This is a genomic window from Pseudomonas sputi (genome assembly GCF_021603585.1).
GTDB lineage: Bacteria > Pseudomonadota > Gammaproteobacteria > Pseudomonadales > Pseudomonadaceae > Aquipseudomonas > Aquipseudomonas sputi.
On the sequence record NZ_BQHI01000031.1, the window covers coordinates 1 to 16,165 of the forward strand.

14 protein-coding genes are annotated in these 16,165 nt (G+C 62.5%); 3 read left to right on the top strand and 11 right to left on the bottom strand.

Features of this window, described 5'->3' with window-relative positions; genetic code table 11:
• From L6D81_RS25960 to L6D81_RS25970, 3 genes are all read left to right on the top strand, one after another.
• On the top strand, nt 1-206 hold a 206-nt coding region (locus L6D81_RS25960), incomplete at its 5' end, for a twin-arginine translocase subunit TatC (protein ID WP_236182488.1).
• Nucleotides 203-910 (top strand): 16S rRNA (uracil(1498)-N(3))-methyltransferase, encoded by a 708-nt coding sequence (locus L6D81_RS25965; RefSeq protein ID WP_236182489.1) that lies wholly within the window; start codon nt 203-205, stop codon nt 908-910. The genes L6D81_RS25960 and L6D81_RS25965, both read left to right, overlap by 4 nt.
• 91 nt (nt 911-1,001) lie before the next feature.
• Nucleotides 1,002-2,918 carry a methyl-accepting chemotaxis protein gene (locus L6D81_RS25970; protein ID WP_236182490.1) on the top strand — a complete coding sequence of 639 codons (1,917 nt, stop codon included), beginning with the start codon at nt 1,002-1,004 and terminating at the stop codon, nt 2,916-2,918.
• Nucleotides 2,919-2,978: 60 nt separating this feature from the next.
• On the opposite strand, the gene L6D81_RS25975 is transcribed toward L6D81_RS25970, so the two are convergent.
• The 11 genes from L6D81_RS25975 to hutI all read right to left on the bottom strand — a co-directional run bounded on the left by L6D81_RS25975 (nt 2,979) and on the right by hutI (nt 16,146).
• Nucleotides 2,979-3,713: an amino acid ABC transporter ATP-binding protein gene (locus L6D81_RS25975; RefSeq protein ID WP_236182491.1), complete on the bottom strand. Its 735-nt coding sequence runs from the start codon at nt 3,711-3,713 to the stop codon at nt 2,979-2,981.
• Complete coding sequence (locus tag L6D81_RS25980; protein WP_236182492.1) at nt 3,706-4,665, bottom strand: amino acid ABC transporter permease; 960 nt, start codon at nt 4,663-4,665, stop codon at nt 3,706-3,708. The genes L6D81_RS25975 and L6D81_RS25980 overlap by 8 nt, the downstream gene beginning before the upstream one ends.
• Nucleotides 4,666-4,821: 156 nt before the next feature.
• A complete protein-coding gene (locus L6D81_RS25985; RefSeq protein WP_236182493.1) occupies nt 4,822-5,619 on the bottom strand; it encodes a transporter substrate-binding domain-containing protein in 798 nt (265 codons plus the stop codon).
• A gap of 246 nt (nt 5,620-5,865) precedes the next feature.
• Entirely contained in the window at nt 5,866-8,436 is a 2,571-nt protein-coding gene (mdoH, locus tag L6D81_RS25990) for a glucans biosynthesis glucosyltransferase MdoH (protein ID WP_236182494.1), read from the bottom strand.
• Complete coding sequence (locus tag L6D81_RS25995; RefSeq protein WP_276574245.1) at nt 8,429-10,243, bottom strand: glucan biosynthesis protein G; 1,815 nt, start codon at nt 10,241-10,243, stop codon at nt 8,429-8,431. Before L6D81_RS25995 ends, mdoH begins: the two co-directional genes overlap by 8 nt.
• A 321-nt stretch (nt 10,244-10,564) precedes the next feature.
• Nucleotides 10,565-11,002 (bottom strand): D-aminoacyl-tRNA deacylase, encoded by a 438-nt coding sequence (dtd, locus tag L6D81_RS26000; protein WP_064592873.1) that lies wholly within the window; start codon nt 11,000-11,002, stop codon nt 10,565-10,567.
• Entirely contained in the window at nt 10,999-11,970 is a 972-nt protein-coding gene (gene pip / locus L6D81_RS26005; protein ID WP_085608396.1) for a prolyl aminopeptidase, read from the bottom strand. The genes dtd and pip overlap by 4 nt, the downstream gene beginning before the upstream one ends.
• 104 nt (nt 11,971-12,074) lie before the next feature.
• Nucleotides 12,075-12,992, bottom strand: coding sequence for an alpha/beta hydrolase (locus L6D81_RS26010; RefSeq protein ID WP_236182496.1), 918 nt, complete (start codon nt 12,990-12,992; stop codon nt 12,075-12,077).
• The gene (locus L6D81_RS26015; protein WP_236182497.1) at nt 12,992-13,939 is read right to left on the bottom strand and encodes a choline ABC transporter substrate-binding protein; all 948 of its coding nucleotides are present in this window, start codon (nt 13,937-13,939) and stop codon (nt 12,992-12,994) included. The genes L6D81_RS26010 and L6D81_RS26015 overlap by 1 nt, the downstream gene beginning before the upstream one ends.
• 190 nt (nt 13,940-14,129) lie before the next feature.
• Nucleotides 14,130-14,930 (bottom strand): N-formylglutamate deformylase, encoded by an 801-nt coding sequence (hutG, locus tag L6D81_RS26020; protein ID WP_236182498.1) that lies wholly within the window; start codon nt 14,928-14,930, stop codon nt 14,130-14,132.
• A 10-nt stretch (nt 14,931-14,940) separates the two neighbouring features.
• Entirely contained in the window at nt 14,941-16,146 is a 1,206-nt protein-coding gene (gene hutI / locus L6D81_RS26025) for an imidazolonepropionase (protein WP_236182499.1), read from the bottom strand.
• Nucleotides 16,147-16,165: the final 19 nt, after the last annotated feature.

Consider the following 16,165-nt stretch of genomic DNA (forward strand, 5'->3'; position numbering starts at 1 on the left):
AGATCCGCCCGTACGTGATCATCGGCTGCTTCGTGGTCGGCATGATCCTGACCCCGCCGGACATCTTCTCCCAGACCCTGCTGGCCGTGCCGATGTGGATGCTGTTCGAAGTCGGCATCCTGTTCGGCAGCCTGGTCAGCAAGCGCGAGCGCCCGGAAGAAACCGCCGACGATCACAACGACCAGCCGCCAGCGACTCAGCCATGAACCTGCTGCTGCTCGAAGAGGCCGACTTCATCGCGGCCGACCGTGTGGTGCTGCGTGATCGGCGCCTGACCCACCTGCAGGAAGTCCATCGCTCGGAAGTCGGCGACAGCCTGCGGGTCGGTCGCATTGGCGGTCTGATGGGCTCGGCCGAGCTGCTGCGTCTGGACGCGGGCGAAGCCGAGCTGCGGGTCACCCTCGATCAGCCACCGCCAGCCAAACTGCCGCTGACCCTGGTACTCGCCCTGCCCCGCCCGAAGATGTTGCGCCGGGTATTCCAGACCGTGGCGACCATGGGCGTGTCGAAGATGATTCTGGTCAACAGCTACCGGGTCGAGAAAAGCTTCTGGCAGACGCCATTCCTCGAACCGGACGCGATCCGCGAGCAACTGATCCTCGGCCTCGAACAGGCTCGGGATACGGTGTTGCCGGAGATCATCATCGAGAAACGCTTCAAGCCGTTCGTCGAAGATCGCCTGCCAACCATCACCGACGGCACCCTCGGTCTGGTCGGCCATCCGGGCCACTTCCCGCCCTGCCCCCGCGCCCTGAACGAACCGGTGACCCTGGCCATCGGCCCCGAGGGTGGCTGGATTCCCTACGAAATCGACCTCCTGGCCAAGGCCGGGCTGCAACCGGTGCAACTGGGCGACCGAATCCTGCGGGTCGAAACCGCCGTCACCGCGCTGCTCGCCCGGCTGTTCTGAAATCTTCGCCAGACAAAAGGCGTTACAGATTGCCATCATGCAGCCGATACCCTCTCCATAAGTCCAATTAGTGGTCCGAGGGAGTCGTCGCATGTACCGTTGGTTAGCCGAGAGTCTTGGAAACGTCAGCGTTAAACGTAAGCTTGGAATCGGTTTCGGCCTGGTGCTGCTGCTGACCCTGTTGATTACCTTCACCGGCTGGACCGGCATGAGCGGCATCATCAGCCGGGGCGACAAGCTCGGCTTCATCTCCAGCCTCAACGAGCTGACCAAAGACCTGCGCCTGGCGCGTCTGGACTATGAAGCCCGCCGTGGCGAACAGGGCCCCGGCGCGGTCAACGACCTGCTCGGCAAACTCGACGGCGGCCTGCAAAGCGCCCGCCAAATGATCGAGCAACCGTCCGACGTGGCCATGATCGATCAGCAACTGGCGGCGGTCGCCGAGTACAAACGCGCTTTTGGCGAAATGACTCAGGCCACCGTGCAGCGTGAAGATGCCCGCAGCAAACTCGGCGCCAGTGCCGACAACGCCGTGGCCAAGGTCAGCGAAGTCGAGAAATCCCTGCTGCAAGGCGACAGCGTTGCGCAATTCAACAGCGTGATCGAACTGAGCAAACTGCTGCAGCAGGCGCGCTATCAGGTGCGCGGCTACACCTACAGCGGCAAGGCCGAGGCCGAACAACCGGCGCTGGATGCCATCGCCGCTGCCCTGAACACGCTTGAAAGCCTGCCGAGCAAACTGCCCGAGCAACACATCGCCAACCTGCAACAGGCCACCGAATCGCTCAAGGCTTACCGCGCTGCCGTCAGCCAGTTCCGCGACTCCCAGGTCAACAATGCCAAGGCCCTGGCTCGCATGTCGGCTCAGGGTGACATTCTGCTCGACGTCAGCAAGAAGCTCACGGTGTCCCAGACCATCGTCCGCGACACCGACGCCGCGCACGCCAAGAACATGCTGATGATCGCCACCCTGTTGGCCTTGGCCTTCGGTCTGCTCGCGGCCTGGGCGATCACCCGGCAGATCATCATCCCGCTGGAGCAGACCCTGAAAGTCGCCGAACGTGTGGCCGCCGGTGACCTGACCCACAATCTGGTGTCCCTGCGCCGCGACGAACTCGGTCAACTGCAACGCTCGATGCAGAGCATGACCCAGGGCCTGCGCGAACTGATCGGCGGCATCAGCGACGGCGTGACCCAGATCGCCAGCGCCGCCGAAGAACTGTCCGCCGTGACCGAGCAGACCAGCGCCGGGGTCAACAATCAGAAAGTCGAGACCGACCAGGTCGCCACGGCCATGAACGAAATGGCCGCCACCGTGCAGGAAGTCGCACGCAACGCCGAGGAAGCTTCGGAAGCAGCGGTCGCCGCCGACCAGCAGGCCCGTGAAGGCGACAAGGTGGTTGGCGAGGCCATTGCCCAGATCGAACGCCTGGCTGCCGAAGTCGGCCATTCCACCGAGGCCATGGGCGAGCTCAAGCGCGAAAGCGACAAGATCGGCAGCGTGCTCGACGTGATCAAGTCCGTGGCCCAGCAAACCAACCTGCTGGCCCTCAACGCCGCCATCGAGGCTGCCCGTGCCGGTGAAGCCGGACGTGGTTTTGCGGTGGTTGCCGACGAAGTCCGCAGTCTGGCCCAGCGCACTCAGAAGTCGACCGAAGAGATCGAAGAGCTGATCGTCGGCCTGCAGAACGGCACCCAGCAAGTGGCGACGATCATGGACAACAGCCGCACCCTGACCGACAGCAGCGTTGAGCTGACCCGTCGTGCCGGTGGCTCACTGGAAAGCATCACCCGTACCGTTTCGGCGATTCAGGCGATGAACCAGCAGATCGCCGCAGCGGCCGAGCAGCAAAGCGCCGTGGCCGAAGAGATCAACCGCAGCGTGTTGAATGTGCGGGATGTCTCGGATCAGACCTCGGCGGCCAGTGAAGAAACGGCGGCCTCCAGCGTCGAGCTGGCGCGCCTGGGCACTCACCTGCAAACGCTGGTGGGCCGATTCAAGGTTTGAGGTAATTCACCCACCCTGATCGTTCCCACGCCCCGCGTGGGAACGATCGGTGACGTCGCGTTAGAGGACCTGCCGCAAGAACGCCTGAGCCCGTGGATCCTTCGGTGCATCGAAGAACTCGGCCGGCGAGGCATCTTCCAGCAGTTTGCCGTGATCGAAGAACAGCACCCGATCCGCCACTTCCCGGGCGAAGCCCATTTCGTGGGTCACGCAAACCATGGTCATGCCTTCCACGGCCAGGTTCTTCATGACCTCGAGCACTTCACCGACCATTTCCGGGTCGAGGGCCGAGGTCGGTTCGTCGAACAGCATGACCTTGGGGTCCATCGCCAGCGCCCGGGCAATCGCCACACGCTGCTGCTGTCCGCCGGACAGGCGTGACGGGTATTCGCGGGCTTTCTGGGCGATGCCGACCTTCTCCAGCAACGCCAGGGCCTTGGCCTCGCTTTCCTTCTGACCGCGTTTGCGCACGACTTTCTGCGCCAGGCACAGGTTCTCCAGCACGGTCATGTGCGGGAACAGATTGAAATGCTGGAACACCATGCCGACTTCGCGGCGGTAGGCGTTGACGTCGGTTTTCGGGTCGGCCAGTTGCAGACCGTCGATGCTCACCGAGCCGGAATCGAATTCTTCCAGACCATTGAGGCAACGCAGGAAGGTCGACTTGCCGGAACCGGACGGACCGATCACCACCAGCACTTCGCCCTTGGCCACGGACGTGCTGACGTTATCCACCGCGCGCACGACTTGCCCACGGGTGTCGAAGACTTTTACCAGATCGCGGACTTCAATCACTTTGCGCGAGCCTCCGCTCAAGCCGGCTGGCGACTTTCGACAGCGGCAGGTTGATCAACAGGTACAGGCCGGCGACGCAGAACAGGATCTCGAACGGCGAGAACGAGGAGGTGATGACTTCACGGCCGCTTTTCAGCAGCTCGGTGATGGCGATCACTGACACCAGCGAAGTGTCTTTGACCAGACTGATGAACTGCCCGGCCAGCGGCGGCAGCACGCGCTTGAACGCCTGCGGCAGCACCACATGACGCATCGACTGGCCAGCACTCAGACCCAGCGAACGCGCCGCTTCGTTCTGACCACGGGCAATCGACTGCACGCCGGAACGGATGATTTCCGCCACGTAGGCGCCGGTGAACAGCGACAGCGCGGCGATCCCGGCGAACTCCCGGGACAGGTTCATTACCGTGCCGATGAAGAAATAGAAAATGAAGATCTGCACCAGCAGCGGCGTGCCGCGCACCAGTTCGACATAGATCGTCGACAGGTCGCGCAGGGTCGGGTTGCTCGACAGCCGGCACAGCCCGGTGGCCAGACCAATCAGCAGGCCCAGCACGCCGGACACCACCGACAGCCAAAGCGTCGTCCACAGGCCCCACAACAGCGGACCTGCCGCCCAATGCCGGGTCACGCCCACGACGTCACCTTCGGCCACATCGTCGCCCTGGGCGAATTGCAGGCTGTTTTCGTCGACGGTCAGGTGCTGCTCGTCACCGGCATCGTTGCGCAGGGTGACTTGCGCGCTGTCGCCTTTGCGCACCAGTTCGCTGACGGTGGAAATGTCGGCCGCGCGCTGGGTTTCCTCGGCCTGATAGGCGAAGTACTGCGGCACGCGGTTCCAGCGCCATTCGTAGGACATCAGCGACGTGGCGTAATACAGCGCGCCGGCCAGGCCGACCAGCACCAGCACGGTCAGGACGTGCCAGGGCCATTGGGCTTTTTTCTGTTTCATTGAATGTTTCTCTGATTCGCTCGTTCCCGCGCTGTGCGTGGGAATGCATCCTGTGACGCTCTGCGTCACGCTTGCGAAGGGACGCGGAGCGTCCCGGGCGGCATTCCCACGCAGACGGTTCGACGCCTCGACGTGGGAACGATCGGCGAGCGAGTGTTATTCCATGTCCTTGAGCCACTCGGTGCTCTTGAACCACTTGTCATGGATGCGATCGTAGGTGCCGTCTTCGCGGATCTGGTGCAGGAAGTTGTTGATGAAGTTGAGGCTGTCGTAGTCACCCTTCTTCAGACCGAAGGCCAGTGGCTCGTAGGTGAACGGCTTGTCGAGGAACACCAGTTTGCCGGCGCCGACCTTGTTCAGCGCGACCACGTTGTACGGGGCGTCGTAGATGAAGGCATCCGCCTTGCCGTTGACCACGTCGAGCACGGCTTCCTGCTCGTTGTCGTAGCCGTGGTACTTGGCCTTGGAGATCAGTTTCTTGGCGACCATCTCGCCGGTGGTGCCGAGCTTGGAGGTGATGCGGTAGTCGGCGGTGTTCAGGTCTTTGTAGGACTTGATGGTGCCCTCCAGCTCCTTGCGGATCAGCAGGGTCTGGCCAACCACGATGAACGGTTCGCTGAAGTTCAGGCGCAGGTTGCGCTCCTGAGTCAGGGTCATGCCGCTGCCGATCATGTCGAACTTGTCGGTCATCAGCGCCGGGATGATCCCGTCGTAACCGGTGGAGACCAGCTCCAGCTTGACGCCCATGGCCTTGGTCATGGCTTTGAGGATGTCGACTTCGAAACCGATGATTTCGCCGCGCTTGTTGGTCATCTCGAACGGCATGTAGGTCGGGTCCATACCGACTTTCAACGAACCGCGCTTGACCGCGTCGTCGATTGCGCCGGCCTGCGCCGCATTGACTGCAACCAGTGCCGTGACGCCGACCAGCAGCATCGACAGATACTTCTTCATCTTCAAGTCCCCAAAACCATTGCGTTTGCGGCGCGAAAACCGACAGAAATGGACAAGATTGTCCGGGTGCGCCAATTCGGGGACGGATGCTAACGCACTCGTCCGTTTGCACAAGGTTTTTTGATCGGTCGGTGCCGGATGGGACGCAGAGCCTCCCGGGCTGCATTCCCACGCGGAGCGTGGGAACGAGTGATCCGCGACGCTAATCGGCAGGCAAAAAAAACCCCGCTTTCGCGGGGTTCTTCATCAGGCCGGTTGCGCCTGCAAGCTCACAGGCTTGAGCGGCAACAGCGGCGCATGGGGATCGGCTTTCACCGAAGCCCGCCAGGCGTCCAGCCACTCGGCGTGCCCTTCGGCCCATACCTGCTCGTGCAGACGGGCGAGGGCCACCGGATCGCTCAGCAATTGCAGACGATCATGGTTGTTCAGCCCGGCCGGGCCGACCTTGATCGCGTGACGCACACGTTCCTGACGCAGCCATTCGATCGGCTCGGCCTGACCGTGACGCGAAGTCGCCAGCGAGCACGCCAAAGCGTTCTGCTGCGGATCGACCACCGCGCGGACGAAACCGTCGTTCAGTGCATGCCAGCGGTTTTCGTGGGTGTACTGATCGGTGGCCAGCAGCGCCTGTGGCGGATTGTATTCCTCGGGGATGAGGAACAGGCTCTCGTCACGGGATTTGAGGCCCAGACCGACGCGGCTGGAAATCACCGACACCGGAATCGACAGCATCAGCGAACCGACGATCGGCACCAGCCACCACAGGAAGCTCGGGTTCAGCCAGATCACCAGCAGGGCCCAGAAGAAGCCCAGCAGCGTCTGCGGACCGTGACGCTTGATCGCTTCGCTCCATGGCGTGGAGTCGTCGTCACGCTGCGGCGAGTTCCAGGTCGCGGCCCAGCCGAGGAAAGCGGCCAGAACGAAACGGGTGTGGAAAATCATCCGCACCGGCGCCAGCAGCATGGAGAACAGCATCTCCAGCAGCATCGACAGGGTCACCTTGAACTTGCCGCCGAACTCTTTCGCGCCCTTGGCCCAGATCAGGATGATGCTCAACAGCTTCGGCAGGAACAGCAGCACGATGGTTGTCGAGAACAGCGCGATCGCCTTGTCCGGATGCCACTGTGGCCACAACGGATACAGCTGACGCGGTTCAAGGAAGTACTGCGGCTCCATCAGCGTGTTCACCGCCAGCAGCGCGGTCGACAGCACCAGGAAGAAGAACCACAACGGCGCCGACAGGTAAGACATCACGCCGGTCAGGAACACTGCGCGGTGCACCGGGTGCATGCCTTTGACCAGGAACAGACGGAAGTTCATCAGGTTGCCGTGGCACCAGCGACGGTCACGCTTGAGTTCGTCGAGCAGGTTCGGCGGCAGTTCTTCGTAGCTGCCCGGCAAGTCGTAGGCAATCCACACGCCCCAGCCGGCACGACGCATCAGTGCGGCTTCAACGAAGTCGTGGGACAGGATCGCACCGGAGAACGCTCCCTTGCCCGGCAACGGCGCCAGGGCGCAGTGGTCGATGAACGGCTTCATGCGGATGATCGCGTTGTGACCCCAGTAATGGGATTCACCCAGCTGCCAGAAGTGCAGGCCGGCCGTGAACAGCGGACCGTAAACGCGGGTGGCGAATTGCTGCATGCGTGCATACAGCGTGTCCATGCCCGACGCACGCGGCGCGGTCTGGATGATGCCGGCGTCCGGAGTGGCCTCCATCAGGCGCACCAGACTGGTCAGGCACTCGCCGCTCATCACCGAGTCGGCGTCGAGCACGACCATGTACTTGTAGTCACCGCCCCAGCGACGGCAGAAGTCGTCGAGGTTGCCGCTCTTGCGTTTGACGCGACGGCGACGGCGACGATAGAAGATCTTGCCGAAGCCCTTGGCTTCGCGGCAGACATCCAACCAGGCCTGCTGCTCGGCAACGCAGATGTCGGTGTCGTTACTGTCGCTGAGCACAAAGAAGTCGAAGCGATCGAGGTCACCGGTAGCGGCGACCGACTCGAAGGTCGCGCGCAGACCGGCGAACACCCGCGGCACGTCTTCGTTGCAGATCGGCATCACCAGTGCAGTACGGGCGTCTTTGGGAATCGGTTCGTTGCCGGCACTTTTACCGGAGATCCGGTATTTATCGTGGCCGGTGAGCAATTCGAGGAAGCCCATCAGCGCGGTCCAGAAACCGGCCGACACCCAGCAGAACAGAATCCCGAACATGATCAGGATGCTGGTTTGCAGCGCATACGGCAGCACTTGCGTGGCGGTTTGCAGCAGCGGTTGATGCAGGACTTCTTCCAGATCGACGAACGACCAGCCCTGATACGGCATGATGCCTTTCATGTACCAGCCGGCGACGATGGTCTGACCCAGCATCAGCAGCAACAGAATGTAGCGACGGATCGAACCGACCGTGCGCCAGCGCGCCGCCGGCAGCACGTTGGCGTCCTTCGGCGGTTGCGGCGGGTTGGTCCGGCCGGTCAGGCGGCGCCAGCCACGCACCAGGATGTTGGTGCGCCATGGCTCCGGCACGACCTTGGTCCGACGGATCGGCGGCGTGGCCTTCATGCTGACCCGGCCGCTGGCGTCGAGCACCAGCATTTCCGCGTCTTGCAGCTCTTCGGCGGTGCTCAGGATCAGGCGCTGGCCGACCGAAGCCTGGGCGGCTTCGGTCGGCGCGTCAAAGGTCCTGGACGACAGGCGTTCATGCAATTCGCTGAAGGACTGGCAGCCCGCGAGTTCCGCGCGCTGCTCGTCGGTCATCGGCAGATGTGCCAGGTACTCGGACAGAGTCTCTGGCTGTACTTGAGAGTTACTCATCGGCAGGCAACTGATAGCTCCAGGTCTCGGTCAGGACTTCTTCAGTCGGCGCCGATTCCGGTGTGGCTGGGGCCGCGTCTGCAGCGGCTGGCTGCTTGGCGTCTTTGTTGGCCTTGTCCTTGGCATCTGCAACCGGCTTGGCGTCGGCCTGTTTGGCCTCGGCGGCCTTGGCTTCCTTGTCGGCTTTCTCTTGTTGCTTGGCGGCAACCTTGTCGGCCTTGGCCACCGACGAGTTGGACGTCGGTACCGAAGATTTGGCCAGATCAGCGGTGACCGCCGGCCGCACCAGGGCTGCGCGCAGCTCGGTGGACTTGCTCGGGTCCTTGATCTTCATCCGCAGGGTCAGGCGCCAGCCTTTGGTTTCCGGGTTGTAGCGCACGTTGTTCTCGACCAGTTCGGCGTTGTCGCCGATGCTGACCTGACTGCGAACGTCCGCATCCGGGGCCAGGGCCGCCAGGGACGGGCCTTCGAAATCGACCAGGTAGGCCACGCTGCCATCCGGCTGACGGATCAGGTTCGACTGCTTGACGTCACCCGTGGAACGCAGGGTCTGCTTGACCCAGGCGCTGTCCGGCGCGTGCAGCGCGGCCTCGTCGATGGTCCAGTGCATGCGGTAGGCGAAGTCCAGCGGCTGGCCAGGCTCCGGCAGTTTTTCCGGGCTCCAGAACGCAACGATGTTGTCGTTGGTTTCGTCGGCGGTCGGGATCTCGACCAGATCGACGGTGCCCTTGCCCCAGTCGCCCTTCGGCTCGATCCAGGCACTTGGACGCTTGTCGTAGCGGTCGTCGAGGTCTTCGTAATGGCTGAAGTCACGGCCACGTTGCAGCAGACCGAAACCACGCGGGTTCTCGACGCTGAAGTTGCTCACGGCCAGGTGTTTCGGGTTGTTCAGTGGGCGCCAGATCCACTCGCCGTTGCCGGCATGGATCGACAGACCGCTGGAGTCGTGCAGTTCACGACGGTAGTTGAGCACTTTCGACGGCTGGTTGGCGCCGAACAGGAACATGCTGGTCAGCGGCGCGATGCCGAGCTTGCCGACCTTGTCACGCAGGTACATCTGGCCCTTGACGTCGACGATGGTGTCGCTGCCCGGACGCAGGATCAGACGGTAGGCGCCGGTCGCACGTGGCGAATCCAGCAGGGCGAAGATCACCAGGTGCTTGTCCCCCGGCTTCGGCTGCTGAATCCAGAACTCGCGAAAACGCGGGAATTCTTCACCGGACGGCAGAGCGGTATCGATCGCCAGACCACGGGCCGACAGGCCGTAGGTGTGCCCCTTGCCGACCACGCGGAAGTAGCTCGCGCCCAGCATGGTCATGATTTCGTCTTGCTTGTCCGCCTTGTTGATCGGGTACAAGACACGGAAACCGGCGTAGCCCAGTTGTTCGGTGGCCTTCGGATCGAACTTCAGGTCGCCGAAATCGAAACGGCTCGGATCGTATTTGATCTCTTCGACGGTGTTTGCGGTGATTTCGTTGATTTTCACCGGCGTATCGAAGTGCATGCCCTGATGATAGAAGGACAGCTTGAACGGGGTTTTCTGGTCGGCCCATTCGGCTTTTTCGGTGCGGAAACGAATCTTCTGGTAGTCCGCGAATTTCATATCACGGAATTCGTTCGGCAGGTTGCTGCGCGGGGCTTCGAACTTCTGCCCGGCCAGGTCTTTGGCCTTGGCCGACACATCATCAAGACTGAATGCCCAAAGCTGGCCGGCGCTGAGCAGGCAGAGTACTGCCGAGCCCGCTACCAGAGCGCTGCGCAAGCGTTTGGCAGACAATTTTGCTGCATTACAGGGACTAACAATCACGAGCAACCCTCGCCGAAAACAGATCAATAAACCAACGGCCAGATGAAGTGCCTGTAAGGGATGCGGTACAGAAAAACCGACCTTTCAGGACACCCTTGCCAAGTTGGCGAGCATTGTTCCGACTCCGCTGGGTCAAAATGATTCCCCAATCGGATCCGGACAAGTCTCTACCTAAGTCAAAATGGACCAACGAACGCTGATCCCCGTAGCGCGCGATTATCTAGTAGCCCGCGTGACAACGCATCAGGGGTAACAAAGTATTTATCGCGAAAATTCCCTGTTTTCAGTCGAAATGCCCTTAAAAAGATGTTTCAGGCGCTTTCATGTCTGTAACAGGAAGGTTACCGGGCCATCGTTGACCAGGTGCACCTGCATATCCGCGCCGAATCTACCTGATGCCACTGTGCCATGCATCTGTTTCGCTTTGCTTAATAGATAGTCGAATAATTCTTCGCCCAGCGCCGGAGGGGCGGCGGTCGAGAAACTCGGGCGCAACCCGCTTTTGGTGTCGGCGGCGAGGGTGAACTGAGAGACCAGCAGCAACCCGCCGCCCACATCCGCCAGGGACAGATTCATCTTGCCCTCGGCGTCACTGAACACTCGATAGTTAAGCAGCTTATGCAGAAGTTTGTCGGCGCTGGCCGGCGTGTCGTCGGGTTCGACCGCCACCAGCACCAGCAGACCCTGATCGACACTGCCGACCACCTCCCCCGCCACTTCGACCCGCGCGCCTTTCACGCGCTGCAACAGCCCCTTCATGCTTCTTCGGGCGGCAGGTCGAGCAGACGCCGGGCCATTTTGCTGGCCGCGCGCACCAGTGCATCGGTGATGCCCGGTTCGGACGCGGCGTGGCCGGCATCGCGGATCACCTGCAACTCACTGTTCGGCCAGGCCTGATGCAGTTCCCAGGCGTTGTCGAGCGGGCAGATCACGTCGTAACGGCCGTGGATGATCACGCCCGGCAGATGGGCGATCTTGCCCATGTCGCGAATCAGCTGGTTTGGCTCGAGGAACGCATTGTTGGTGAAGTAGTGGCATTCGATCCGTGCGATCGACAGGGCGCGCTGCGGTTCGGAGAAGCGATCGACCACCAGCGGGTTCGGGCGCAGGGTCGCGGTGCGCCCCTCCCAGGTCGACCAGGCCTTGGCCGCGTGCATCTGGGCGATCTGATCGTTGCCGGTCAGGCGTTTGTGGAAAGCGCTGAGCAGGTCGTCACGCTCGTCCAGCGGGATCGGCGCGATGTAGTCCTGCCAGTAATCGGGGAACAGACGGCTGGCACCGGCCTGGTAGAACCATTCGATTTCCTGCGGACGGCAGAGAAAGATCCCGCGCAGGATCAGGCCATGCACGCGCTCCGGGTGGGTCTGCGCGTAGGCCAGCGCCAGGGTCGAGCCCCAGGAGCCGCCGAACAGCACCCATTTGTCGATGCCCAGGTGTTTACGAATACGCTCAAGGTCTTCGACCAGATCCCAGGTGGTGTTGTTTTCCAGGCTGGCGTGGGGCGTGGAGCGACCGCAGCCGCGCTGGTCGAAGGTGACAATGCGATACAGGTTCGGATCGAAGTAGCGGCGACTTTGGGCATCGCAGCCGGCGCCGGGACCTCCGTGAATGAACACCACCGGCAAACCTTCCGGTGAACCGCTTTCGTCGACGTACAGGGTATGGGTGTCATCGACGGCCAGATCGTGCCGTGCGTGAGGTTTGATCTGCGGAAACAAAGTCTGCATTGCGCGCTCCGTAAGGGGTCGAGGTCATCCCTGGGGGGACTTCTATTATTCTGCCGTCCGGCATCATAAACCCGATTTACGTCAATGAGCATGCCCGCGCGCTGTCACAATTTGTCAGCCATGAACCCCAGCAGGTTCTCAAAGAGACGATCGACCTCGGCAACCTGATGCCGCGCGCGCAGGCAACCGTGAACCAGCCCTTCGCCGTAGTACAACGCCGCGTCGACACCTGCAGCATTCAGCCGACCGGCGTAGCACACGCCATCGTCGCGCAGCGGGTCGAACTGCGCCACGGCGATCCAGGCCGGGGGCAATCTGCTGAAGTCTGCGGCCCGCAACGGCATCGCATAGGCGTTCGGCTTCGCGGTGCCGCGCAGGTACAAGGCGTGATAACAGTCGACATCGCTGCTGGCGAGCAACGGCGCATCGACGCATTCGCTGCGCGACGGTAACTGCTCGTCGCCACCCAGCCCCGGATAGATCAAGACCTGCGCGCCCGGCAGCGGCTCGTCGGCATCGCGCAACGCCAGGCACAGCGCCGCCGCCAGATTGCCCCCGGCGCTGTCGCCCGCCACCAGCATCCGTCCGGGATCGAACCAGAACGGCCCGCTGCGCAACGCGCGCCAGACGCTCAGGCAATCCTCGAAACCGGCCGGGAACGGATGCTCCGGCGCCAGCCGATAATCCACCGCCACCACCATCGCCCCGAGCGCCATCGCCAGCTCGCAGCAGATGAAGTCATGGGAATCCAGCCCGCCGACCACCCAACCGCCGCCGTGCAGGTACAACACGCACGGCCAGCCACTGGCCGATGGCTGGACGGGCGGGCGATACGAGCGCACCGCCACCCCGCTCAACTGGAAATCCACCACCTCCAGACCCGCCGGCCGTTCGGGCGTGAAGGCGCGGCACATGTCGTCATAGGATTTGCGCAATCCGCCGAGGCTGCTGTCCTCGCTCGCAAAACCTTCGGTTCTGGCGACGAACGCCGCCATCGACGGCGAGAGTGGATAAGTGCCCATCAGTTTTTCAGGCTGGCCTGAACCGTGGCCACGCCGTCCTTGCCGTCGAAACTGCTGACACCCGCCAGCCAGCGTTGCAAGTCTTCGGGATGCTCACGCAGCCAGCTCTTCGCCACTTCCTGAGGCGTTTTGCGCTCCATGATCGGCACCATCAACTGGCTTTCCTGGGCGGCGGTGAAGGTCAGGTTTTCCAGCAGTCGATGGACGTTCGGGCAGCGCTCGGCGTAGTCCGGCGCGGTGACCGTGGAAACGGTGGCGGCGCCTTCGTTGGGGCCATAGACGTCTTCGCTGCCGGTCAGGTAGGTGATCTTCATGTTGATGTTCATCGGGTGCGGGGTCCAGCCGACGAATACCACGAACTCCTTGCGGTTCACCGCCCGCTGCACGGCGGCAAGCATGCCGGCCTCACCGGATTCGATGATCTTGAAATCCTTCAGGCCGAAATGGTTGGTTTCGATCAGGGTCTTGATCGTGGTGTTGGCACCACTGCCGGGCTCGATGCCGTAGATTTTGCCACCGAGCTGATCCTTGAATTTTGCGATGTCGCCGAAGGTCTTCAGCCCTGCCGCCGCCACGTAATCCGGCACCGCCAGCGTCGCCTGGGCGTCGGCCAGGCTGGGCTTGTCCATGACCTTGACCTGATTGGCGGCGAGGAACGGCGCGATGTTCTTGTCCATCGCCGGTTTCCAGTAGCCGAGGAAGATATCGAGGCGCTTGTCGCGGATGCCGGCGAAGATGATTTGCTGCACGGCGCTGGTCTGCTTGCTTTCGTAGCCGAGGCCGTTGAGCAGCACGTCGGCCATGCCGCTGGTGGCGATCACGTCGGTCCAGTTGACCACGCCCATGCGCACGGTTTTGCAGGAAGCATCATCGGAAGCCAGGGCACCGGCGCTGAGCAGCGCACTGCCGGTCAGGATTAACGCACAACGAGTGAACAGTTTTTTCATGTGGGATCGTCTCGTGCGGCAGCGGGTTATTGTTCGGATCGGTGTCTTCTTGCACCGTGGCCGAAACATTACGCAGCAGACGAGCGGGAAAAGCGAACTGTGGCGACCGGGATTTGCACGGTGGCGACTTCTCCCGATCGTTCCCACGTCGAGGCGTCGAACCGTCTGCGTGGGAACGATCAGAGCAGACTCAGTTGTAGTGGTTTTTGCCCCAGGCGAGCAGCCCTTGCAGCAGCTCCTTCAACACCACCCGCGTCGGCTCCGCCAGATCGGCACGGTAGCGGAACGGTTCGAACTCTTCCATGTAGGTGCACTGGCCCAGCTCCAGTTGCACGGCGTGGATGTTCTCGGCCGGGTTGCCGTAGTGACGGGTGATGTGGCCGCCCTTGAAGCGTCCGTTCAGCACATGGCTGTAATCGGCGTGGCGGGCGCAGATCGCTTCCAGTTGCGTGGCCAGTTGTGGATCGCAACTGGCGCCATTGAAGGTGCCGAGGTTGAAGTCCGGCAGCTTGCCGTCGAACAGGTGCGGGATGATCGAACGGATCGAGTGCGCATCGAACAACAGCGCGTAACCGAACTCGGCCTTCAGCCGCGCCAGTTCTTCCTGCAAGGTTCGGTGGTATGGCGTCCAGATTTGCTCAAGGTACGTCGCACGTTCTTCTTTCGACGGCTCCTGGCCTGCCTTGAACAACGCAATGCCATCGAACAGCGTCGCCGGGTACAGACCGGTGGTGGCGCCGGCGTACAGCGGCTTGTCGTCGGACGGCCGGTTCAGGTCGATGACAAACCGCGAGTATTCCGCTGCCAGGGTGCTGGCGCCCAGTTCGGCAGCGAAATCGTAGAGCTGCGGAATGTGCCAGTCGGTGTCCGGCAGGCTTTTCGCGTCCGGGATCAAACCGGCCTCGACCGCCGGGGTCAGGCGCACGCCGGCGTGGGGCATGCTGATCAGCAGCGGCACGCGCCCTTGTTTGAAGTTCAGAACCTTATCCACAACCGCTCTCCTACAGACTTGATTCAACGCCGTGACGCACGACGCGCTTGTCCAGTTCACCACCCAGCCAGTAGGCCAGATCCGCCGGGCGGTCGATCTGCCAGGCGACAAAATCCGCGACCTTGCCGACTTCCAGCGAGCCGTGGGTTTCGGCCATGCCCAGGGCTTGCGCCGCATGAATCGTGGCGCCGGCCAACGCCTCTTCCGGAGTCATGCGAAAGCAGGTGCAGGCCATGTTCAGCATCAGGCGCAACGACAGCGCCGGCGAGGTGCCGGGGTTGAGGTCGCTGGCAATGGCGATTTTCACTTTGTGCTTGCGCAGGGCGTCCATCGGCGGCAACTGGGTTTCACGCAGGAAGTAGAACGCGCCCGGCAACAACACCGCGACGGTGTCGGATTCGGCCATGGCGATGGCGTCGGCTTCGTCCATGAACTCCAGGTGATCGGCGGACAACGCGTGATAGCGCGCAGCGAGGCTGGAGCCGTGCAACGACGACAATTGCTCGGCATGCAACTTCACCGGCAACCCGAGTTTTTGTGCGGCAATGAACACCCGCTCGACCTGCTCCGGGGAAAACGCCAGGTATTCGCAGAACGCATCCACCGCATCCACCAGGCCTTCAGCGGCCAGGGCCGGGAGCATCTCGGCGCAGATGTGATCGATGTAGTCGTCGGCGCGATCCTTGTATTCCGGCGGCAATGCGTGGGCGGCCAGGCAGGTACTGCGCACGCTGATCGGCAGCTCGGCGGCGAGGCGACGGATGACCCGCAGGATCTTGCGCTCGCTGGCCAGATCAAGGCCGTAGCCGGATTTCATTTCGACCGTGGTCACGCCGTCGCGCATCAGGCTTTTCAGGCGCTTGGCGGCGCTGGCGAACAGCTCGTCTTCCGAGGCTTCGCGGGTGGCGCGCACGGTGCTGGCGATGCCGCCACCGGCCGCGGCGATCTCGGCGTAACTGACGCCCTGCAGGCGTTTTTCGAATTCGCCGCTGCGGTTGCCGCCGAACACGGTATGGGTGTGACAGTCGATCAGGCCGGGGGTGACCCACGCGCCTTGCAGGTCATTGACCGCCGGGTATTCGCCTGATGGCAGTTGGCTGCGCGGGCCGATCCACTCGATGAACGCACCGGACGTCACGATGGCCGCATCCTCGATGATCGAGTAGACGCCTTGCGCCATGGTTGCGACGTGGCAGTGTTGCCAGAGGGTTTTCACTGTAGGCCTCCGTTGGATT